We start from the raw sequence: 23,642 nt of genomic DNA on the forward strand, positions 1-23,642 counted from the left end.
AGAGAATAGACAAGAGACGAATCGCTTTAAAATGAATGCGTTAATCTCGCTTCTTTTATCTAACGAGTTGCTATAGAAAGAAAAAAACCGGTATGGGGTAACGTCTGCGCCCCATACCGGTTTATTGAGTATTACGCCAGGGATTTCCGGGCTTCCCGGTCCGGGTCGTTGACCAGCATGGACGTGTCGTCAAGCACCATCGTTTCACCGTTTTCAATGGAATAGGGCTTCCAGCTGGGCAAACCACCGCCGTTGGGATTGCCGGTTTTGATAAAATTGAGGAAGGATTTGGCCATCTTTTCCGATAATGCTCTGGGCCGTTTGCCACCGCCCGTATGGGTCAGCATCAGATCCGTATTGTAGAACCAGAAGCAGATATCGTCGCAGTGGAAGGCCCGCATCCGGCCGTCGAACAGGGGCGGTTGCCAGCCAAACCAGGCCACATAAACGGGGGCTTTCTGCTGTGATGCCTTCGCATTGGCGGCCGCAATGGCGTTTTTTCGGTTGGAAACTACCAACGCCCAGATTTCGACGGGACGCGCCTTCGGGAAGTTTTTAGCGTAGGCATCGATGATCTCACCGGATTTTTCGCCAAAACGTGGTTTGAGTTTTTCCTTGACTTCCGCCAGCGAAACCTTTTCCAGGGCCGAATCGGTCCGGCTGGGATTTTGCTCATGGAAGGTCGAGCAGATGAGCAGGGGAATATCGGCCGAGAAATGAGTGGGATCACTGAAAAAAGCACCGCCATTCATCGACGTACCGTCGGCCACCGGGGTAAAACCGCCCCGTTGAAGGTTGAGCCGTTTGGCTTCATCGGTCATTTTTTCCATCGCCCGGTTCGCGATGTCGATGTACTGGCGCCACGGAATCTGCTGGAGTTTGTCAATTTCGCCGGGCTTCAAACCAGCCTCTTCCAGCACTTTCAATCCTAATTTTTCGGCGTATTCCTTATTGACGCCGGTCAGCGAACTGCCGCTCAGGGCAACCGCCTTATGGAACAACCCTTTCGCCGATGGCATATTCATCAGCGTGGTCACTTTAGCACCCCCGCCGGACTGACCGATGATGGTGACGTTGTTCGGATCTCCGCCAAAATGGGCGATGTTGTTTTTGACCCATTCGAGGGCCGCCACCAGGTCCATGTTCCCGACATTACCGGAAGACGGATGGCCTCCGGCGGCTTTCAAATGCGTATACCCCAAGGCACCAAGCCGGTGATTGGGTGAGCAAAAGACGACGTTGCCAAACCGGGCCAGGTTTTCGCCCTTATACCCGTCCTGTTCAATCGCATTTCCGTTGACGAAGCCACCCCCGTGCAACCAGACGACGACCGGCCGTTTCTGGTTATCCAGCGCCGGTGTCCACACGTTCAGTTTCAGGCAATCTTCCGACACATCGTCGTAATTCCAGTGATCGACGAACGAAGAGTACGGATTGGCGTATCGCTTTTCCATGATCTGGGGTGCCGAATTTCCCCACCAGAGCGTGGGCCGGATTTCGGTCCAGGGCGTGGGTTTTTGTGGAGGCATAAACCGGTTTTTCCCCGATGTATCGGCCCCGTAAGGTACGCCCAGGAAGTGATGGATGCCCCGGAGAATATACCCCCGAACTTTTCCGTATTCGGTGTTGGCAATGGCGATGTCGTCGCCCACAAACAGAACCTGCTCATCGCCCGCCGGTTTCAGGGCTTTAGGTGGTCGCGACTCCGCTGCGGCAGACTCCTGAACCAGGCCCAAACCAGCCATGCTCACACCCAGTGAGTGCAGGAAATTACGTCTTGACGGTTTCATGGTAGAAGTATAGGTTGACGGTTTAAGGAAGTGAAAACCGGGTACCAAAGCGGTTTTGACCGGTTTTGTGGAATTAATGTAACAATTTATTAAAAAAGTACATACGGTGAACCATCGGCTTCAACAATTAACCGACAGAGGGCATTGGTGCTTATTTGACCGCGGGTAGGGCCTCAAACCGGAAAGCATGTATTTCTGCCACCAATGTTGTAAATTTGGATAGACACAACAATGAACCGTTATGATAGCCACGCCAACTACACTTACCTTGCCAACTCACCTGCAAACCGTTGACGAGTTTGAAGCGTGGGAGCGGACCTATCACCACGAGGGAAATTACGAGTTTGTGCGCGGACAAATCATACCAAAGCCCGCCATGAAACAGGAAGAATTTTACATCGCCGACTTTTTAGTACGCCAATTTATCCACACAGCGGTTTTTCAACAAGGACACAGCTTGATGCCGGAAGGAGATTCTTATGTAGATAACGCCAGAAAGCGGATTCCTGATTTAATATACATTACAGCCGAACAGCATCAGGCCATTCGTCGGAAAGAACGAATCAGTGCGCTTTTCGCCATTGAAATTCTGTCGGATTCGGAATCGTATGAAGACGTGCTGGACAACTTGCAGGATTATTTCGACGGTGGGGCTCAATTGGTGTGGTACATCGCCCCCAAACGCCGGAAAATCTTCGCGTACAGCTCACCCGATGAGTCAAAAACCTACAAAGACCAGGATGTTATCTCAACTGCTCCCGTTGTGCCGGATTTGCAGTTTGTGGTCGCGGAGATGTTTGCGTGAGCAGCGCCCTGGCGTTGATTGGACGGTTTTTATTCGTAAAGTTCAATATTTTAAATTTTTTAAAAATAGTTGGCGAACTTCGCGTACGATGCGCTATTTTTAGGGATGACGCTCCCTACATACGCATGAAAAAAAACTACTCCGCCGGCTTGCCTTCCTTTCTGATTAGTATTCTTGGTTTGTTCTTCTTTCAGGGTTCGGTGTTGCAACTTCCCTTTCGCGCGACCGATCAGACAACTGCCGATACAACCGGCTGGGCGTTTCCCTGTAATAAAAATACCATCGAACGGTATACCGCCTACCGAACCCCAAAACCGCCCGTCATCGATGGAAAATTAGACGAAGAAATCTGGGCCAAAATACCGCGCTCTCCCCGGTTTGTCGATCTGGTGTCGGCGGAGCCAACGATTCACGACACGCGGGCGGCTGTCTGTTGGGATGCCGACAATCTGTACATCGCCTTCTGGGTGGAAGAACCGCAGATCACCGGCAAACTGACGAAGCAAAACGACCCGATTTATACCGATAATGATGTTGAGGTGTTTATCGCTGGGAAAGATACCTATTACGAGTTCGAAATCAACGCCTTAGGGACGCGCTACGAAGTGTTTTTTGTGTGGCAGGAAGCCTACGAAAATGGCGGTTTTAGTGCTGATCCGATCTTTGCGCTCACGAATCCGAACGTCCGGAAATTTAATGGCGTTGGTTTCAAAAAACACCCCCGCGGACTGCGGATCGGGTCCTGGGATTTCCGGTTTCCGGGCCTGCAAAGTGCGGTTTCCATCGACGGCACGCTGAACGACAACCGCGACCGCGACCGCCGGTGGACCGTGGAACTGGCGTTTCCCTGGAAAGGCATGGACTGGCTCGCGAAAGCCGACCACCGCGCGCTGCCACCGAAAAACAACGACCAGTGGCGGATTGATTTCTCGCGCTTCAACACCTACAAGGAAGCCGCTCCGGCCACCGACCACGGCGGCTGGGCCTGGAACGCTCACCGCGTCTGGGATTCCCACGTGCCGGAATGCTTTCCGATCATTACGTTTTCGGGGAAGACGTTGTAGGCGGTTTCAATTGGGATTATTCAGGGCTTCGGCGGTTTAATAAGCGGTGGTAGTTGGCGGGCAGTGTAAAATTGGCCGGAATGCTTCATGACCCAAGAAAACAGTTTCTGCGTTGTGATTGAAGGAACCCTAGAAGGCAAAATTCCGGATTGAATCGCTTGTTTTACAGTTTGTCGCAAACCACCCCAACAATGTCATTTTTCCCCTCCTGCAGTTACCAAGCCGTCCGCTACCTTTGCCTTAGTCATTCACCAATCCGGTAAACAACATGCAAAAAATCACCACATTTCTGACCTTCAACGACCAGGCCGAAGAAGCCGCTCAACTGTATACGTCGGTTTTCAAAAACTCGAAAATTACCAGCGTCAGCCGCTACGGCGAAGGCGCCCCGATCCCCGCCGGAACCGTGATGTCCGTGACGTTTGAGCTGGATGGCCAGCCGTTTTCGGCGCTGAACGGCGGTTCGCATTTCAAGTTTTCCGAAGGCATTTCGCTGTTCGTCAATTGCGAGACGCAGGCAGAAATCGATGCGTATTGGGAAAAACTGACCGCCGATGGGGGAGAACCGGGGCGGTGTGGCTGGCTGAAAGACAAGTTCGGCGTCTCCTGGCAGATTATTCCTTCCAATTTAGGGAAATTGCTGCAGGACAAAGATCCCGAAAAAGCCAAACGTAAGATGCAGGCCATGATGAAAATGTCGAAGCTGGATATGGCAACGTTGGAACAGGCGTAGGCCGGAGCGGTTTTCGCGTAAGTTCCTCAGGCAAAAAGCGGGCGAATGTTACCGCCAGAATCTGGTTCCGAACACATGGACCTGGTTCTGGCGGTCATTGCTTTCTTACCGGGCAAAACCGCATCACCGGCGAACCGGCGTAGCATTTTTTCGTGAACAGGACAGATTGAAAGAGGTTCGCGTTTGATTTTGGCAAGATATTGACCTAATTTTCAAACGAAAATGAAATTAATCGCATGAACATTCCGACCCCTTTCGCCAACTCATTCCCCTCAACGTACTTCTCTTTCAAGAAACGCATTGTTCTCCGGGCTTTGGTGCTCATTAGTTTGTCGATTCAATCGTACGGGCAGCAAACCGCTAAACCGCAGTCCAGTGCAAAACCGGTCGTGCCGGCCAACCCGGCCTATTCAACCGACAAGGCGGTTTTGGCCAAAGGTCAGCAGTTGTTCCAGCAGAATTGCACGGCCTGCCATAATTTTCTGCAGAAAGGCATCGGGCCCAATCTGGCGACGGTAACGCTGGAAGTTCCGGCGGCCTGGCTGAAAACGTTTATTCACAACGCGCCGGAAGTGATCAAAAGTGGCGACGCCCGGGCGTACGCGCTTTTTGAGGAATACAAGCAGACGATGCCGCCGTTCACCCACCTGAGCGATGGCGACGTGGAAGCGCTAATGGCCTTTATTCACTCGAAACGGAAAGTATCGAACGTCGATGTCGGCAGCGAAAAGCTGGGGGCTGAACTGAAAGATCCGATTCCAACCAAAATACCGCAATCCGGTTTGCACCTCGAATTGCAGGAAGTGGCCACGGCTCCGGCCAGCGCCGAGAAGGTCCCGCTGGCCCGCATCAACAAAATGCAGGTGTTGCCCGGAAAAAAAGACCGGCTTTTTCTGGAAGATTTGCGGGGAACGTTTTACGAAATGGAGGGAAATTCGCTGCGGGTTTTCATGGATTTCGCGAAAGAACGACCCAATTTCATTCACACGCCCGGTCTGGCAACCGGTCTCGGTAGTTACGCATTTCACCCGGATTTTCAGACGAACGGTCTGTTTTATACGACGCATACCGAAAAAGCCAATACCGCACCCGCCGATTTTGCCTACGCCGATTCGATCAAGGTGACGCTGCAATGGGTGCTGACCGAGTGGAAAGTGAACGACCCGGCTGCGAAGGAGTTTGCCGGAACGGGTCGGGAACTGTTTCGGATCAACATGGTGAGTCCGATTCACGGCGTTCAGGAAATTACGTTTAATCCGCTGGCCAAACCCGGAACGCCGGATTACGGCCTGTTATACATCGGCATCGGTGACGGTGGCGCGACGGAAAACGGTTTTTATTTTATCTGCAAGGACAAAAACCGCCCCTGGGGTAAGGTGCTGCGCATTGATCCGAAAGGCAATAACAGCAAAAATGGCAAGTACGGCATTCCAGCCCGCAACCCGTTTGCGGGCAATAAGGCGTATCTGGGGGAAATTTTTTGCCAGGGATTCCGCAATCCAAACCGGATTACCTGGGCGCAAGACGGAAAAATGCTGATTTCGGACATTGGTCAGGCGCAGGCCGAAGAACTGAATCTGGGCGTTGCCGGGGCCGATTATGGCTGGCCGGAGCGGGAAGGGACGTTTGTGATCAACCACCGGGGGCGCATGGACCGGGTGTATGCCCTGCCCGCCGACGATGCCAAGTTCAAATACACCTATCCGGTTGTTCAGTACGACCACGACGAAGGGAACGCCTTTTCGGCCGGTTTTGTCTACGAAAGCAAAGCCATTCCGGCGCTGATGGGGAAATACATTTTCGGCGACATTGTCAGCGGTCGGGTTTTCTTCGTGGAAAGCAGCCAGCTTAAGCTGGGGAAACAGGCTCCGATTCAGGAATTTACATTACAGGTGGCCGGAAAAACCGCTAACCTCCAGACGCTCAGCGGCAGCAAAAAAACCGATCTGCGGTTTGGCCTGGGCCTGAATCAGGATTTCTACATTTATACCAAAGCTGACGGCCGGATTTATAAAGTAACGGGGGCCGGGAAGTAAAGCGGTTTCAATAGTTAGTAGTGCTTTGTCGGTAGGGTATTTCGATCCGTGAACTAAGTTGCTGAATCGTTTGCTGTCCTTCATCAAATAAAAACGCCTGATACCTACCAGCCGGTAATACAAAATTGGGTATGTACCGGCTGATATGGGCATATCCTGCCTGGCCGACGACAGCTTGCTTTCGCAAAATTGTTCGGGGAGTATTGATTTTATTGATAAAAGGAAAGTAAAAGTCGTTTTTGGAATTCCGAAGAATAATGAAAGCGTCTCTTAAATAAGGAATCTTTTGCGTTGAATCGGTCAACGCAATGGTGAGGCCGTCGGGGATCTCATTTACGTTGGCGGCAAGTACGCCCGGAATGATGCGGGATTTGACAGGTGCTGGAGGAAGGGCAATCAGGTGTTTCGTATAAGACAGCACCATTTCGTTTGTGACCGTCTTCCTGGCTTGATCCCCATCAATGGGTGGAAAGAACAGAATGGATCGGCTTGCTTTATAATTGTATGCATCAGCACGTAAGGATAGCGTATAAAAACGCAGTTCCTGATGAATGTATAAATAAGAAAATACATTGATCATAATGGCTACAGAAGTACAGACAATCAGGTAAATCCATGATACGCGCGGTCTTGAAATAAGTAAAAGACCCACTACATAGCAAAAACACAGCGCGAACGAGGAGTATTGTCGGTAATGGGGGGCAATATTGTTTTGCGTGGCAATACCATTAAATCGCTTGTAGGTTAATAAGAGGCAGGTAAACAGGATGAATCCTAACATACAAATGGCCGTTAGGATGAGATGGCGTCTGGCGTCGGCAGGCTTTGCTACCGGGCTTATGTACCAATGCCGCCAGTCAACTTGCTGCATTTGGTTCACAATAGCCCAGCTAATAAACGATAGTACGAGTAAGCCGAGTCCAACCGCCACTGCATGGCCATAAACCAGACTTGTATTTGAAACCGCCCCCAGCATTTCCACTAAAAATAGAAAAGACTGAAAAATCCGGTTTTGGGTATGTGCATCATTGATTGTACCGGCATTCCACTGATAATTACCCAGAAAATAAGTCCCAAAAGCAAGTACCGTAAACAGTCCATATACGAAGGCGGCCCGGAAACGATGGGTCAGGCTATATAATACCGCCAGGATTGGCAATACGAGTAAGCCATTGGTATTGGTCAAAACGCAGGCAAGTGCCGCCAGTCCCGTTAGAATATAGGCAAGCTGGTCGGTTTTCCAGACATAAAAAAAAGCAAAGTAGAGAAATAATAGAATTCCGAGTGTCTGCAGTCCGTAGGAAAAAACAGCCGTGTAGGGCAAAAATTGATAGAGTATGAACACGCAGGGGGCGGCAAACAGCCAAAACCGGGTGACCCGATAAAGAGTGACCACCAGATGGGCCGAAAATAAAAAAAAGATGCCGTTGGTGAGCAGGATTGGCCATCGGAAATCAAAAGGCCCCAGAGCCGCCATCAGTAATGCACTACCTTTTAAAAGGATAAGCCGATGATCACTGTGTTGCTTGATAATTAATTGAAGCTGGGTCAGAAATGGTTGGTTATGGGCTTGAAGAATAAGCTTATTATACCAGAAAAAATCATCGTAGAATGGGAAATTGACCAACGATTGTATAAAGACAGAGCCATAGAATGCGACAGGAAGAAATAGAATAAGTATAGATACCCATTTACACCAGGTGGAGTTCTTAAAAAACTGATTTTTCATTGCACGTATAAGGTGGAAGTAAGCTACTATTTTTAGTACGTCGAAGCAGATATATTGCCGGGAATAGGTGCGTAATGATACCGGTCTAAATCAACTCATTAGGTTTCAAGCCTAATGCTATTTTATTGAAGTAATTGGTTACAAAAATCAACGTTACCGGAAGTGATTTGGATAGAAGATTTCAATTATGTTCATTGTATTGAAGATTTTGTAAAGTTATTGTTTACAAAAAAAGATGATCGGTAACATATGAATGTTTCTTGATACAATATTGCAATGTATTGAAATTTTCGTTTATGCGATGTCCCCAAAAAACTTTTTTATGACTGCGGAAATAGAAAAATGGGGGTGTGTTGACAAACAAGGCTGAAGCGAACAACCCAATCAGGTGGCAGTAGGGATTGGGGTACTATTCGGCTGTAATGAGGAGTACTGTCTTCAAACAAGCCACCTTATCCCGGCAATCCAACCCAAAATAGTTTTCGCCGAGTTGGTGCGTCGTGGAGATGTAAGCGATCAACGGGAAATCCGATTCCTAAACCGCCACCCGCTGCGGCAGGTAAACCGTAAACGTAGCGCCCTGGCCGGGATGAGATTGGGCCGCAATGGTTCCGCCGTGCATCTCGGCCACTTTCTTGCAGATGGTCAGGCCAATGCCCGTACCAGCGTACTGATCCTTCCCGTGGAGTCGCTGGAAAAGCTGAAAAATCCGGTTATGATACCGCTCGTCGAACCCGATGCCGTTGTCTTCCACACTGATAGCCAGATAAGCCGGTTCACGGTTGCGAACCGGCGTCGGAATGTCGAAAATGGTGACTTCGCGGGCAAAGATGTGGATTTGCAGGCTACGATCCGGAGCCGAAAATTTCAGGGCGTTCGAGAGCAGATTCTGGAACAACTGCCGCAGTTGCAGCGGATTCCCGTACAGACTGGGAAGCGGTTCTACCCCGATCCGGGCTTTTTTCTCGCCGATATTGACTTCCAGATCTCCCAACACCTCCTGCACCAGCACATTGAGATCGATCGGCCGGAACGCCTGGTGTTGCGTATTTAAGCGGGAATAGGTCAGAATATCTTTGATCAGGACGTGCATGCGCTCGGCGGCCTGGTGCATTCGCTGAACCAGGTCCTGCGCCGGAGGGCTCAACTCGTTTCGAAACTGCTCGACCAGCACCGTGCCAAACGACTGAATTTTTCGCAGCGGTTCCTGCAGGTCGTGGGACGCTACATACGCAAACTCCGCCAGTTCCTGATTGCTGCGGTTCAGTTCGCCGATGTTGAGCTTCAGTTCGTGCTGGTATTTTTCCAGTTTCTGTTTGGTTTCCATCAGCTCCAGGTTGTCTTTCAGCGTCCGATCCACCATTTTCTGCGCCTGGACATCCACCAGAAAACCGCTCCAGAACAGAACGCCTTTTTCATCCCGAAGTGCTTTGACGGTTGCCAGGTGCCAGATATAGACATCCGCTTCGGCATGTTTGATTCGGACCTCGGCCCGGAATGTGTTTCCGTTCGAAGGTGTTTCGGCCCAGTTACTCCACCAGATGGCCGCATCGTCGTCGTGAATGACGGTTGCCCAGTTTGTTTCATTGAGCGACGCAACCGAGTGACCGGTATATTTCTTCAGCCAGTCGTTGGCGTAGAGGAGTTTTCCGTCAATCGCGGCCGTAAAAATCATCAGCGGCAGCGAATCGGTCAGCGCCTGATACTTTTTTTCACTGGTACGGAGTCGCTCGGCGAGCTCCTGCAACTGGCTGTTTTTGCGCTTGATTTCGTCCGATGGCGACTCGGTCGGTTCAGTAGTAAACTGTTTTTTCCACCACTCGATTGGGGCATCGTTGAAACACAAACCGGCGGGAAACCGCACGCCAAGCTGCACTTCCGACCCCATTTCGGACGTTGAAATCGTAAAGGTATCGACCAGGTGACGAGCCGAATCAATATGCGGGTTTTTTTGTCTGATAATTAAATGGCGACGATCGTTGATTTTCGCGACGATGCCGCATTCGGATTCTGGCTCGGGATTGATTCCGAGGGTCAGGGAAGCATCGACGCCATCCTGGATAGCGTCCCGCGAAACTTCGGAAACAGCCGTTGCAAAACTCGTCTGGGCAACCAGCGAAAGCCCCGCCAATTCGCCCAGCTTCATGGTGCGTTTGTGCGCTAAAACCAGACTTTGCTCGTTGTTTAGCGGTATTTTGGCCAACTCGTACATAACACCAGTGAATACGGTTTATGGCTACTGAACACGGGTTTGTTCAACGGAGAACGCCGGTTAAGAATGCGAATGTCAGAAGCTCTAAGCATACCAAATTGGGAAAAGATAGGAGACTATTTCCTGAACGGAATGAACGGTATGGTGTTCGGTCTTCGTCTGTTAAAACTCTTGTAACCTCATTTTGTTCTATCGGCCACACGGACATCACCATTGATTTGGTAAGGATCGTTAAGGTAGAATAAAAATGAGAGCGGTTTTTTGTACCATTAGGCAATGGTTGAGCCTGGGAAAAGACCCGGAAACCGGTAAAAGAAAATTGATATGGAAAAAAACCTGCTGAAAACCGCCTTCTTCCTCGGTCTTTTGTTTTTCGGAACAGCATCCGGGTTTGCCCAGCAGCGGACCTACTGCAACCCGATGGACATCAGCTACCGGTACAATTTCGAACAGCTGAACGAGCGGATTTCCTACCGCTCCGGCGCTGACCCGGTGATTGTCAACCACAAAGGAGAATACTTCTTGTTTGTAACCATTTCGGGCGGCTGGTGGAAATCGAAGGATCTGGTCAATTGGCAGTTTGTCGTACCGGACAAATGGCCGATGGAAGATATGTGTGCCCCGGCGGCTTTGTCGGTGCGCGATACGCTGTTTTTGTTCCAATCGACGTTCGAACAGCGACCTATTTTTTATTCTACCGAACCGGAAAACGGCAAACTGAAATTTTACAACCGCTGGTTGCCGCGTCTGCCCAAAGACATCGGTCCCTGGGATCCGGCACTTTTTCACGACCCCGATACCGACAAGTGGTTTATGTACTGGGGTTCTTCAAACGTATACCCCATTTTCGGGGCTGAACTCGACCACCGTCGCCGACTTACCTACCTGAATCCCGAACCGTCGAAAGCCTACCAGCCGATGTTCTGGCTCGATCCGTGGCAGCACGGCTGGGAACGCTTCGGGCCGAACCATTCCGATCCCATCAAGCCGTTTACGGAAGGCGCCTGGATGACCAAATACAACGGGAAATACTACCTGCAATACGGGGCGCCGGGAACCGAATACAACGTGTATGCCAACGGCACCTACGTTGGCAAAGACCCGCTGGGGCCGTTTGAATACGCGCCCTATAACCCGATTGCCTACAAACCGGGCGGTTATGCCACCGGTACCGGGCATGGCAATACGTTTCAGGATAATTTCGGAAACTACTGGAATACCGGCACCACCTGGCTGGGCATTGTCTGGGGCATGGAACGGCGGATTGTGATGCACCCCGCCGGTTTTGATAAAGATGATCAGCTGTACGCCAATACGCGTTTCGGCGATTTTCCGCACCGTCTTTCCACGAAAAAATGGACGAACAGCAACGAACTGTTTAGCGGCTGGATGTTGCTGAATTATAAAAAACCGGTCAGGGCCTCATCGACACTGGATACGTTGCGCGCTGAGTTAACCGTAGACGAAAACCCGCGGACATTCTGGGTGCCGACGAAGAATAAACCGGGTGAAACGCTGACTTCCGACCTCGGTGCCGACCACGACGTTCGGGCCATTCAGGTCAATTACGTCGACTATAAGAATACGGTTTTCGATAGTGACTCTACGGTTTATACCCAATTCCGGTTGTATGCTTCCCGCGATGGGAAGAAGTGGGATAAAGTGGCCGATCTGACTCAACAACCGAAACGCGACCGGGCCTGTGCCTATGTCGAATTACCCGCACCGGTTCGCGCCCGGTACGTACGTTATGAACATGTGTATACGGCCGGGCCGTACGTCGCCATCAACGGTTTTCGGGTGTTTGGAAATGGACTCGGAAAAGCACCGGCGACGCCCGCGAAATTGTCGGTTGTGCGGCAAAAAGACCAGCGGAATGCCGATATTTCGTGGGAGAAAGTTCCCGGTGCGGTCGGCTACAACATTCTGTGGGGGATTGCCAAAGACAAACTCTACCAAACGTACCAGATCTGGAACGATCAGCCGAACAGACTGGAGTTGAGGGCGTTGAATGTGGGCGTGCCGTATTATTTTGCGATTGAGAGCTTCAACGAAAACGGGGTTTCGGCGGTGAGTGAGGTGATTGGAGTAACGCAGTAGGCGGTATTCCCACGCATCAGGATTCGATAAAGTGACTTCCCAATAAGCTATTCCGGTGAGCGAGCTGTGAACGAGTGTTTACCTATTCGGACAACCAGCAAGTCTGGTGGTAAGACCCAATGCAGTGGAGGTATCGTTTCAATACCAGACCTCCCGGGCTGGCTGGACTAAACCGTGTTCACAATTTTGTCCGGCCCGACCGGGAGGTCTGGCAATTCTTTCGGTATTCACTAGCAAAATTCTAACTCGACACGCTTTAGCGATCGGGTCTATTCCACTGGGGCTTCCTCAACATCCAGGTGATTGGCTTTGGCGAAATTATCGCGAATGCCCTCAAAATGGGTGAAAATGTCATTCACCGTATCGACGTTGTTGGCAATTTTGATGTGCATTTCGTCCAGTTGTTTATCCAGGTATGCGTCATTCAGGTTCATGTTGTTGACCTCAATCTGGCTAATCTTCGTAATGAGCGCCGTCTGACTGTTTTGCAGGTCTTCCAGTTCACGAACGATTTTATTCATTAACTCAAATTTTTGTGCCTTATCCATCTTTTTCGAACGTTGATTGGTATATAATTAACTTTCAAAAAGCCGGATAGTTTTAGAAAACTTTTCTTTTCTCGGAAAAGTCTGTCAACTTCGGGTAACTAATCTATTTTGAAACAAATTGATTCCATGAACAAAATTCTCCTGTTTATTGGCTGTTTAGTAACCAGCCTGACGTTTGCCCAAACCGTTCAGAAACATCCCGATACGTCCGGCAATGACTGGAAACCGCTTTTTGCGGCTGATTTGTCCGATGCCGGTTTTCCGAAAGGCATCTGGAGCGTCGAAAACGGTGTGTTGACGGCTACGCAGGACATTCCGATCTGGACGAAAAAACCGTATAAAAACTTCATTCTGGACCTGGAATTCAAGAACGCGCCCGGCACCAACAGTGGCGTTTTCGTTTATTGCAGCGATACGGCCAACTTTATTCCGAATTCGGTGGAGATCCAGATTGCCGACGACTACAGCGACCAGTGGTCCAAAGCCCCGGCATCGTGGCAATGCGGGGCCTTTTTTGGTCATAAACCCGCCACGCTGCCCAAAGTGGTGAAGTCGGCGGGCGAGTGGAACCGCTACACGATCACCTGTCAGGGGAAAAACATTACGGTTTTGTTGAACGGTCAGCTGGTCAATCAGATCGACATGAGCCTGTGGACGTCCGGCAAAAATAACCCCGACGGCTCGGCCATTCCGAACTGGCTCAACAAACCCTGGGCCGAACTGCCGAACGAAGGCTACGTCGGTTTTCAGGGTAAACACGCGGGGGCACCGATTTACTTCAAGAATATGAAAATTAAGGAATTGAAGTAAGAAGCGGCAAACGAAAGTCTGCTAACAGTGACTTTATACGGTTTTTGAGGTCAAAAGAGAAATTAACTAAACCGTTCTCTTAAACTCGAAACTTTCGTATGAAAAAGTCGTTGGCCGAACTCATCGGCACCTTTTCGCTGGTACTCTTTGGGTGCGGAGCCGCCAGTATTTCCGGGATTTCTTCCACCGGTCCCGCCGGAATCGGCCTTCTTGGAATTTCATTTGCGTTTGGGCTGGCCGTGGTGGTCATGGCATACACCATCGGCCCGATTTCGGGTTGTCACATCAATCCGGCCATTACGATTTCGATGCTGGTGGCCGGAAAAATAAAAGCGGGCGACGCGGTTGGGTACATCATTGCCCAGTTCGTCGGCGCTACGCTGGGTGCTGGCGTTCTCTATCTGATTCAGGGCGGAGCACCCGGTTTTACGATGGGCGAATGGGCGCTGGGCTCCAACGGCTGGGGAGCCGGTTACCTCGGAGCGTATAATACAACCGCAGCTTTCATTACGGAAGCGGTCATGACTTTCCTTTTTCTAACGGTCATTTTCAACACCACATCCCGGATCGGAAACAGCACGATGGCCGGTCTGGCCATTGGGTTGACGTTAGTCCTGATTCATTTGGTAGCCATTCCGGTAACGGGAACGTCGGTCAATCCGGCCCGTAGTTTTGGACCGGCTATTTTTGCAGGTGGTCTGGCTTTAAAACAACTTTGGTTGTTCATTGTAGCCCCCATCGTCGGCGGTATTGTCGCGGCATTGGTCTATAAAGGCATTTTTGAAGATTAAAAAAGGGGAGAAGGGAAAAAGGGAGTAAAGGAGAGAAGGAGTAGCCTCACCTTATTTCCCTTATTTCTTTTTTCCCTTCTTCCTGTTTTTACACAATCCCGAAAAGATAATAGAGGGCAATCACAAAGAAGACGGCTGCGGTTTTAACGAGCGTCAGCAGAAAGATGTCTTTGTAGGCTTGTTGATGCGTTAAACCGGTGACTGCCAGCAACGTAATCAGCGCCCCGTTGTGCGGCAGCGAATCCATTCCGCCACAGGCCATGGCAGCCACCCGGTGCAGTACTTCCGGATCAATGCCGAGTCGGGTCGCCTGTTCGAGGTACGTTTTACTCATCAGGGCCAGGCTGATGCTCAGTCCGCCCGAACCCGAGCCGGTAATGCCGGCCAATGTGGTGGTCGTCACAGCTTCATTAACCAGGGGATCCTTGAACGCCGATGCAATGGCCGCACTTACTACTTTAAATCCGGGAAGAGCCGCAATGACCGCCCCAAAACCGTATTCCGATGCGGTATTTAACGTAGCCAGTAATGAACCTCCAATCGCCAGATTAAGCCCCGCAGTAAAACCGGTTTTTATCGTCCGAAAAGCGAAAATAAGTACGGTCGTTATGCCCAGAACCAATGCCCCTTCAACCGCCCAGACAGCCGTCAGTTTGGAAATATCAATAGCCGGTACTGCGTCAATTCCAACGCTCGAAAAGTCAAATGCTTTTCCGTAGAATTGCGGAATACGCCACGTAAATACTTTGTTAAAAACCGTCACGATCAGCAGCGGTAAAACAGCAATCCAGACGGAAGGCAATGTTTTTTCATCGCGTTTTTCCGGCTCGTTGATGTGGTTTTTTCCGTAGCCTTCACCCCGTTTTGCCGCCAGATTCCGTTGCCATTGTAAATAAAAAAGGGCAATTGAGAAGATGAAGATACTACCGCAGATGCCCAGCCACGGAGCCGCCCACGCATCCGTATTAAAAAAGGTGGTCGGGATAATATTCTGAATCTGAGGAGTTCCCGGCAAAGCGTCCATCGTAAACGTGAACGCGCCGAGACCAATGGTGGCCGGAATCAGCCGTTTGGGAATGTCGCTGGCTTTGAACAGTTCGGCCGCAAACGGATACACCGCAAAGACGACTACGAACAACGAAACGCCCCCGTAACTGAGAATGGCCCCAACCAGCACAACCGCCAGAATGGCCCGGTCTTTACCAATTAAACGAATCACCGCCACTGAAATGGATTTGGCATAACCCGCCATTTCGATCAGTTTTCCCAACACCGCTCCCAGCAAAAAAACCGGAAAATAGAGCTTGATAAAACCGGCCATTTTATCGAGAAAAACACCCGAGAAAAAAGGCAGAACAAGCGCGGGATCGGCCAGTAAAACGGCCAGCAAAGCCGCAATCGGCGCGAATAAAATGACGTTAAATCCCCGGTAAGCAACAAAAATCAAAAAGGCCAGGGGCAGTAAAACAAGGAGGACATCCATCGGTGGGTTTGCTTGACGTAGTACCCCCATCAAAGGACAAAATGCTTGTATTTTACTATCTTTTTTTTGGATTCATCAATGCCATTACAGCGGCACGGTTTCGGACGTAAAGTCTTTTAATAAGCCCAGCACTTCGTGAACACCTTCGACGCGGTAGGCGGCACTGGTGGTGCCGGGACCGACTTTGACGGTATATTGATTTTCCAGCGTCAGGGCCGAAAACATGTCTTCATCGGTACGGTCATCACCGATGGCCAGTACAAAATCGTAGGGCCGGGCGAGGGACAACTGCTTGGCTACCTTGCCTTTATCGGTTTCAGTACTTTTGATTTCAACCACGCAATTGCCATCAATGACCCGCAATTGATAGGGCAGCAGATTTTCCAGTGTGTTGATCAGCTCACGGGAACGCACAAAACCGGTTTCCGATTCGGCACTGCGGTAATGCCAGGCCAGCGAATGACTCTTTTCTTCGACAAACGAGCCCGGACAGCGCGTCACAAAATCGATCAAAACCGGGCTGACAATCTGTTTCCAGGAACCGTCGTCCAGAATATCGCGTCGCCACAAGCCCTGCTGTTTGATGTACGAACCGTGTTCGGCGACCATGTCGATGGGCAGAAAACCGAGCCACTCGTCGAGCGTTTGCTGATCGCGGCCGCTGATAATCACCACGTAATTTTCCCGCCGACTCGCCAGCCGTCCCAACACGTTAATGACTTCCAGGGGCGGAGCGGCCTGTTCGGGTTTCGTTTTGTAATTCACCAGCGTACCGTCGTAGTCGAGCAGCAGCAAACGTGAGCGGGCCTGCGCGTAGCGTTCCTGAAGCGAAAAATTGGTTTCTGATTTTAACAAAGGTGTTGGTTCGATTTGCTGGACACTGTGCATGTTGAGGAGGGATTCGACAAAACTGGTGGCCCATTTTTTGACATCGTATTCTTTCAGTCGGCGTTGCATGATGGCAATCCGGCGGGCCTGTTCTTCCGGTTCCATCTCGAGGGCAATCCGCATTTTATCGGCCACGTCGTTTTCGTCAAGCGGATTGATGTGTAAGGCCGTACTGAGTTCATTGGCAGCACCGGTCATCTCGCTGAGAATCAGTACACCCTGATGATCTTTACGGGAGGCCACGAACTCCTTGGCCACCAGATTCATGCCGTCGCGAATGGGGGTGATCAGCGCCACATCGCAGGCGGAGTAAAGAGCAACCAGTTGCGGGAACGACACCGAACCGTAACGATACACGATGGGCCGCCAGATCAGCGTGCCGTATTTTCCGTTGATTCGTCCAACCGCCTGTTCAATCATCACTTTCCGTTCGCCGTACTTCAGAATTTCGTCGCGGGAAGGAACGACCACCAGAATAAAGGTTAGTTTTTCAGTCCACTCGGGGTATTTCCGGAAAAAGGCTTCCAGCGCATCGAGTCGCTGCATGACGCCCTTGGTATAGTCCAGCCGGTCGACCGAAAAGATGATTTTATTGTCTTTGTAAGCTTTTTTCAAAGCCGCCCGCTCCTCCACAACATCAGCGTTGTCGTACGAATCGTGATAAAGCGAATAGTTGATTCCGACCGGAAACGCATCCGACTGAATGAGCCGGTTTTGGTAATTAACCTTCCAGATTTTGTGCTGAACACCCAGGTTAATCTGGACGGATTGCAGGAAGTGAATGTTGTAATCGTTCGTGTGAAAACCGATCAGATCGGCCCCTAGCAGGCCCGTTAGCAGGTATTCCTTGCATTTCTGGGGTAAAATGCGGATCAGTTCGTAGGATGGAAACGGGATATGCAGGAAAAAACCGATGGTTGCGTCAGACTGCTTTTCGCGGATGAGTTTGGGCAACCCCATGAAATGATAATCGTGTACCCAGACAATATCCTGCGGTTTCATCAACTGTGCGACAGTTTCGCTCACCGCTTCGTTGGCTTTCTGGTAGGCTACAAAATCCTTTTCCTGGTAATCGACGTACGTCGTAAAATAGTGGAAAAGCGGCCAGATAACCGAATTGGAGAAGCCGTTGTAAAAGTCCTGCTGGATTTTGCGGTCTAAAAAAACCGGTACATACTCAAAATCCTCGTTGACCAGGTGTTTGTTTTTCTCCCAGGTTCGTCGGGAAAAATCGGCGCAACCGACCCAGACCGGTTTTTCGGTCGCATTGCTAAAATCCAGTGATTTCATAGCCGTTACCAATCCACCGGAAGAGGCTTTTACGATCGTGCCGCCATTGACGGTTTCGAAGGCAAATGGTAAACGGTAGGATACGATGATGAGTCGATTGTTCTTCATAACGTACGATTTTATACGAATCAGATTGCGTACTTAAATAAGGCCATTCTGTACGGAATGGTTCGCAAAACCGCGCGATTAGAGAAATTCTAATCGGAGTTTCGATCGTTGAAAATGCAGGCAGGGAGTAGGGTAATTGATTGGTATCCAGTTATATAAAAAGAGTTTGAATGCTATAACCGGATACCGTACAACAAGCCTTTAGTCGATAATGGTTTTTATGATCCGTACGGGCGCCAGTACGCGATCGGGGCGATTTTGTAACTCATAATTCAGATCAAAAATAGCCCGTTCCAGCAAATAAGCTTCCAGCATCACCTGTAGATCGTCTTTGTTTTCCGGGAAAAAACCGCCTTCCTGAACCGTATCGAAATACGCTTTTACAAAGATTTGGCTGAGTTGAAACGCCCACCAATCGGCATGCGGCAGGAGACTTTCAATGCCGGCGTTCGGTACCTGGCTGGTCGACCGGAATCCTTTGTAGGCCACGTAGTAAAACGACCGGATCATGGCGGCCACATCCCGCAACGGCGACCGTTTGATGCGCCGGGTACTGAAACTTCGAAGCGGATTACCGCCAAAGTCCTGAATGGCGAGGTCTTTGCCCGTCAACAGCACCTGGCCCAAATGGTAATTGCCGTGAATACGGATTTTCAACGCGTCAAATTTATGGTCATAAATCCGCTTCATGGCCGCCAAAACCGCCTGTTTTTTCCCCAGAATAGCTTCAATTTCCTGCTTGCTGCCGTCCGGCAAATCTTTTAGATTTTTGTTCTGACTCTGGTAGCTTTCCCGAACGAGCGTTTGCATGCCGGAAAACAGCGACCGCTGGTAGTGCAGCGAAAACGCTTCAGGCGTAAAATCGGCGTTCGTCTTCGACGCCAGCGCGAGGTGCATCTGAGCGGTTCGGATGCCTAGTAAGCGAGCCTGTTCCGAGGCCGAACTGCCGAGCAATTCCCGGCTTTCGGTGGTCAGATCGTCAAAACCGAGCGGTTCGATCCAACTGCCCTGCCGACTGATGGCCGCCAGCGTTTCCTTGCTCCGTGCCAGAATCCGTTCGATGTAATTCTGAATTCGTTCCAGCATGAAGCTGTGGCCGTCGCCGTGGTTTTCCACCATTTCTTCCATCATTCCCAGCGCAATCGTGCCTTTTTCAGACTGCCATTCGATGGTACCAATGAATGGTGGAACGTTCTCAAAACCGGCTTCTTCGCTCAAAAACCGGGTTATTTCCACATCCGGATTGATGTTCCAGTCTACTTTCCGGTACATCTTCAGGAAAAACCGGTTGTCGTAGGTGATGGCCGTGTAATCCCGGTCGGAGGTGTGTATTTTGGATTTGGGTCCGTCGGAAACCGGTTCGTATTTTTTCAGGGCGTCGTTCCCCATAAAAACCAGCCTGCCCTTTTTGGCCGAAACCGTTTGGCTTGCTGCGAGCTTTGCAAAGAGCATTTGCTGGAGGCTGGCGGTAAAAAATGCATCGCAGAGCAGGCCGTCTTCGTCGCCAAGTTTTAATTTTGCCAAAACGGCCTGAGGACAACTCTTGGTAAGCTGGCTGGCTCGGTCGCCCTGCACAAACGTCACCGGAACCTGGTACAATTCCGCCAGCCCTTGTTCGTACGAAACCTCAACCAACAGCAACGTACCGGTTTTATCATCCAGCGCAATAACCGACTGATCGGCAATCGTGAAAGTGTCAATTTCCCGACCCTTACCGATAAACCAGGAAGCTTTCGCCAGATAGCCCGGAAGAACGTCGTTTTCGAGTGCCGTTCGGCCTTTGATCGATGTCAGATCTTCCCATTTGGCCAGCGTCAGCGACGGAATCGTACTTTCCAAATCGGTGTCCGGATGTGCTTTTTGCAGCACAAACCACTGATAGTCATAAGGTGCCAGCGTAAACGGATAGGTCTCGTTTTCATGAATGACCGGAAACCGGTTTTTGCTGAACACCTCTACGGGTCGGAAGCCCGCGTAAGCATTTAAATCAACTTCTGCCGGTTGCGAATGCTTGGACAGATTGACCACAATCAGCAGCGTTTCGTCTTCGTAACTCCGTGTATACGCCAGAACCTTTGGATTTTCGACGTTCAAAAACGTCAGATTACCCCGTCCAAACGCTTTGTAGCGTTTCCGCATGTTGATCATCCGTTTCGTAAACCACAGCAATGAAGATGTATTTTGCCACTGCGTTTCCACATTGACGGCTTCATAATGGTAGGCCGGATCGAGAATGACCGGCAAATACAGTTTCTGCGGATTCGTAATCGAAAAGCCGGCATTCCGGTCGGGCGACCATTGCATCGGAGTCCGAACGCCGTCGCGGTCGCCCAGGTAGACGTTATCGCCCATCCCGATTTCGTCGCCGTAATACAAAACCGGTGTGCCAGCCAGTGAAAACAGCAGACTGTTCAGCAACTCAATTTTGCGCCGGTCGTTGTCCATGAGCGGAGCCAGCCGGTGCCGAATGCCGAGATTAATGCGCGCTTTCGGATTTTTGGCGTACATTTTATACATGTAATCCCGCTCGTCGTCGGTCACCATTTCGAGCGTCAGCTCGTCGTGATTGCGGAGAAAAATCGCCCACTGGCAGGTTTCCGGAATCTCGGGTGTCTGGTCGAAAATGTCGGTGATTGGGTAGCGGTCTTCCATCTGAACGGCCATGAACATGCGCGGCATCACCGGAAAGTGGTAGTTCATGTGGCATTCGTCGCCGTCGCCGAAGTACGACGCCGAGTCTTCGGGCCACATATTTGCTTCGGCCAGCAGCACGGTTTCGGGATAGGTCTGATCAACGTGCGCCCGCAGTTTTTTCAGAAACGCGTGGGTTTCCGGCAGGTTCTCGCCGTTCGTGCCTTCCCGTTCAAAGAGGTAGGGAATGGCATCGAGCCGAAAACCGTCGACGCCCATTGCGCACCAGTAATCGAGAATTTTGAAAACTTCTTCCTGCACCAGCGGGTTGTCGTAGTTCAGATCGGGCTGGTGGTGAAAAAACCGGTGCCAGTAGTATTGTTGCGCTACGGGGTCCCAGGTCCAGTTGGAGGCTTCGTAATCCTGAAAAATAATCCGGACATCCTTATACTGGTTGGGGTCGTCGGTCCAGACGTAATAATTGCGTTCCGGCGATCCTTTCGGCGCTTTGCGGGCCCGCTGAAACCACGGATGCTGATCGGAGGTATGATTGATGACCAGTTCGGTAATGACTTTCAGGTTGCGGTTGTGGGCTTCCTGGAGAAATTCCTGGAACTGTTCGATGTTACCGTAGGATGGATTGATGCTGTAATAATCGGCGATGTCGTAGCCGTCGTCGCGCAGGGGAGACGGATAAAAGGGCAGGACCCAAATGGCGGTAACGCCCAAATCCTGCAAATAATCCAGTTTTTCGAGTAATCCCTGGAAGTCGCCTATGCCGTCGTTGCTACTGTCGCGGAATGCTTTAATATGTAACTCATAAATGACCGCATCTTTGTACCAATGGAGTTTATCGTCCAGAACTTTTTTTTTCGTCACCATAGTTTTCTCGTCAAGATTCACGGATCAGGTCCTTTAGGTATTAATTCTAACCTATACAGGAGCGAGATGTTTGGGAAAATGCGGTAGAGACGCGATTAATCGCGTCTCTACGTGTGGAATGAATCAAATAAAATTGCCATAAAATGCCCTTGAAACCGTATCAAACCGCCCTGGCCCCGGATGACTTATTCGGCGATTTTTTCCTTGACGTGCAGTTGAGCCGTATTTTCCCGGATTCCAAAACATTCGTCGATTGCGTTCCGCTGATGGCACCGGAAGCCATTCTGGCCTTGTATGAGTCGCAGAGAAACAAGCCGAATTTTTACCTGAAAGCCTTTGTCAATCAGCATTTTACTTCGCCCGAATCACCCGCATCCGGTTATTCCAGCGATGCGACCGTTCCAACGACTGTCCACATCAACCAGCTTTGGGACGTGCTGACGCGCTCGCCCGATTTGCCGGTCGAAGGCAGTTCGCGGCTGCCGCTGCCGTACCCGTACGTGGTGCCGGGTGGACGGTTTCGCGAGATTTTTTACTGGGATAGTTACTTCACCCTACTGGGACTGAAACAGGCGGGTCGGATCAACCTGATTCGGAATATGGTCGATAATTTTGCGTACCTGATTGATACCTACGGTTTTATTCCGAACGGAAACCGCACGTATTTCCTCAGCCGATCGCAACCGCCGTTTTTTGCGCTGATGGTGCAGTTGCTGGCCGAACTGGATGGGCCTGGCGTTCTGATGAAGTATTTACCGCATTTGGAGCAGGAATATGCTTTCTGGATGGCCGGACTCGAACACGTATCCGACGAACATCCGATGAACCAGCGCGTGGTCCGACTGGCAGACGGTTTGGTCCTGAACCGGTATTTTGACGCTACTCCCCGGCCGCGCCCGGAAGCCTATCTTAAGGAAATTGAGCTGACCGAAGTGGCCAACGCGCTCGGAATAGAGTCCAAGACGCTTTACGGACACATGCGGGCGGCCTGCGAATCGGGCTGGGATTTCAGCAGCCGGTGGTTCAGCGACGGCCAATCGCTGGCCACCACGAGTGCAGCTCTGATTTTACCAGTCGATCTGAACTGTCTGTTGTATTCGCTCGAACGAATGATAGGCGATGCATACCGGCAAAAAGGTGATCTGGCCGAATCCGGGCGGTTTGAACAACTTTCGGAAAACCGCAAAACCGCCATCGAACGGATTTTCTGGAACGAACACCGGGGCTTTTACCTGGATTACGATCTGGCAACGAACCGCCCAACCACCTCGTTGACACTGGCAGCCGCTTTTCCGCTGTTTTTTGGCCTGGCAACGCCCGAACAGTCAACGTGTGTTCACGACCGGTTGCGCGAAAACTTTCTGAAACCGGGCGGCTGGGTAACCACGCTGGTCCGATCCGGGCAGCAGTGGGATGCGCCCAACGGCTGGGCACCCCTGCAGTGGATTGTCTACAAAGGATTGATGAACTACGGTTTTTCGGAAACCGCTATCGAAGGCCGGGATCGCTGGCTGGCGCTCAACGACCGCGTTTTTTGGGGAACCGGCAAGCTGATGGAGAAATACAATGTAGAAGACGACACCCTGACGACGGGCGGAGGAAACTACCCCAACCAGGACGGTTTTGGCTGGACCAACGGCGTTTATCTGCAATTGATGCGCGAAAAAACCGGTTGAAAAACAGACGTCTATTCGGTTTATTTCCCGACATGGTTGACTTTTTTGGCAGGCATTACACAACCT

Annotated in this window: 15 protein-coding genes; 8 read left to right on the forward strand and 7 right to left on the reverse strand. The window is 50.7% G+C overall.

Annotated elements, in window-relative coordinates:
- Window positions 1-131 precede the first annotated feature (131 nt).
- Window positions 132-1,790, reverse strand: coding sequence for a carboxylesterase/lipase family protein (locus EHT25_RS24255; RefSeq protein WP_124877777.1), 1,659 nt, complete (start codon window positions 1,788-1,790; stop codon window positions 132-134).
- Window positions 1,791-2,031: 241 nt separating this feature from the next.
- Here EHT25_RS24255 and EHT25_RS24260 point away from each other — a divergent pair, with 241 nt between their 5' ends.
- The 4 genes from EHT25_RS24260 to EHT25_RS24275 all read left to right on the forward strand — a co-directional run bounded on the left by EHT25_RS24260 (window position 2,032) and on the right by EHT25_RS24275 (window position 6,428).
- Window positions 2,032-2,595 (forward strand): Uma2 family endonuclease, encoded by a 564-nt coding sequence (locus tag EHT25_RS24260; RefSeq protein WP_124877778.1) that lies wholly within the window; start codon window positions 2,032-2,034, stop codon window positions 2,593-2,595.
- A 125-nt stretch (window positions 2,596-2,720) separates the two neighbouring features.
- Entirely contained in the window at window positions 2,721-3,659 is a 939-nt protein-coding gene (locus EHT25_RS24265; RefSeq protein ID WP_124877779.1) for a carbohydrate-binding family 9-like protein, read from the forward strand.
- 268 nt (window positions 3,660-3,927) lie between these two features.
- Window positions 3,928-4,392 (forward strand): VOC family protein, encoded by a 465-nt coding sequence (locus EHT25_RS24270; RefSeq protein WP_124877780.1) that lies wholly within the window; start codon window positions 3,928-3,930, stop codon window positions 4,390-4,392.
- A gap of 236 nt (window positions 4,393-4,628) precedes the next feature.
- Complete coding sequence (locus EHT25_RS24275; protein WP_124877781.1) at window positions 4,629-6,428, forward strand: PQQ-dependent sugar dehydrogenase; 1,800 nt, start codon at window positions 4,629-4,631, stop codon at window positions 6,426-6,428.
- A 7-nt stretch (window positions 6,429-6,435) separates the two neighbouring features.
- Here the strand turns inward: EHT25_RS24275 and EHT25_RS24280 are convergent, their stop codons facing one another.
- On the reverse strand, window positions 6,436-8,157 hold the full coding sequence (locus EHT25_RS24280; protein WP_124877782.1) for a DUF2029 domain-containing protein: 1,722 nt from the start codon (window positions 8,155-8,157) through the stop codon (window positions 6,436-6,438).
- A gap of 535 nt (window positions 8,158-8,692) precedes the next feature.
- Window positions 8,693-10,369 (reverse strand): sensor histidine kinase, encoded by a 1,677-nt coding sequence (locus EHT25_RS24285; protein WP_124877783.1) that lies wholly within the window; start codon window positions 10,367-10,369, stop codon window positions 8,693-8,695.
- Between the two features lie 324 nt (window positions 10,370-10,693).
- On the opposite strand from EHT25_RS24285, the gene EHT25_RS24290 reads away from it, so the two are divergent.
- Window positions 10,694-12,469, forward strand: coding sequence for a family 43 glycosylhydrolase (locus EHT25_RS24290; RefSeq protein WP_124877784.1), 1,776 nt, complete (start codon window positions 10,694-10,696; stop codon window positions 12,467-12,469).
- Between the two features lie 269 nt (window positions 12,470-12,738).
- Here the strand turns inward: EHT25_RS24290 and EHT25_RS24295 are convergent, their stop codons facing one another.
- Complete coding sequence (locus tag EHT25_RS24295; RefSeq protein WP_124877785.1) at window positions 12,739-13,017, reverse strand: hypothetical protein; 279 nt, start codon at window positions 13,015-13,017, stop codon at window positions 12,739-12,741.
- 126 nt (window positions 13,018-13,143) lie between these two features.
- Here EHT25_RS24295 and EHT25_RS24300 point away from each other — a divergent pair, with 126 nt between their 5' ends.
- A complete protein-coding gene (locus EHT25_RS24300; protein WP_124877786.1) occupies window positions 13,144-13,827 on the forward strand; it encodes a 3-keto-disaccharide hydrolase in 684 nt (227 codons plus the stop codon).
- A gap of 98 nt (window positions 13,828-13,925) precedes the next feature.
- The gene (locus EHT25_RS24305; protein WP_124877787.1) at window positions 13,926-14,618 is read left to right on the forward strand and encodes an MIP family channel protein; all 693 of its coding nucleotides are present in this window, start codon (window positions 13,926-13,928) and stop codon (window positions 14,616-14,618) included.
- Window positions 14,619-14,706: 88 nt separating this feature from the next.
- Here EHT25_RS24305 and EHT25_RS24310 read toward each other — a convergent pair whose 3' ends face one another.
- The 3 genes from EHT25_RS24310 to treS form a co-directional block, all read right to left on the reverse strand.
- On the reverse strand, window positions 14,707-16,101 hold the full coding sequence (locus tag EHT25_RS24310; RefSeq protein ID WP_124877788.1) for a GntP family permease: 1,395 nt from the start codon (window positions 16,099-16,101) through the stop codon (window positions 14,707-14,709).
- An 84-nt stretch (window positions 16,102-16,185) separates the two neighbouring features.
- Window positions 16,186-18,387 (reverse strand): bifunctional alpha,alpha-trehalose-phosphate synthase (UDP-forming)/trehalose-phosphatase, encoded by a 2,202-nt coding sequence (locus EHT25_RS24315; protein ID WP_124877789.1) that lies wholly within the window; start codon window positions 18,385-18,387, stop codon window positions 16,186-16,188.
- 201 nt (window positions 18,388-18,588) lie between these two features.
- Window positions 18,589-21,900, reverse strand: a complete 3,312-nt coding sequence (gene treS / locus EHT25_RS24320; RefSeq protein ID WP_124877790.1) for a maltose alpha-D-glucosyltransferase — start codon at window positions 21,898-21,900, stop codon at window positions 18,589-18,591.
- Between the two features lie 143 nt (window positions 21,901-22,043).
- On the opposite strand from treS, the gene treF reads away from it, so the two are divergent.
- The gene (gene treF, locus EHT25_RS24325) at window positions 22,044-23,576 is read left to right on the forward strand and encodes an alpha,alpha-trehalase TreF (RefSeq protein ID WP_124877791.1); all 1,533 of its coding nucleotides are present in this window, start codon (window positions 22,044-22,046) and stop codon (window positions 23,574-23,576) included.
- Window positions 23,577-23,642: the final 66 nt, after the last annotated feature.

The sequence above is a fragment of the Larkinella rosea genome, assembly GCF_003858635.1.
Taxonomy (GTDB): Bacteria; Bacteroidota; Bacteroidia; order Cytophagales; family Spirosomataceae; genus Larkinella; species Larkinella rosea.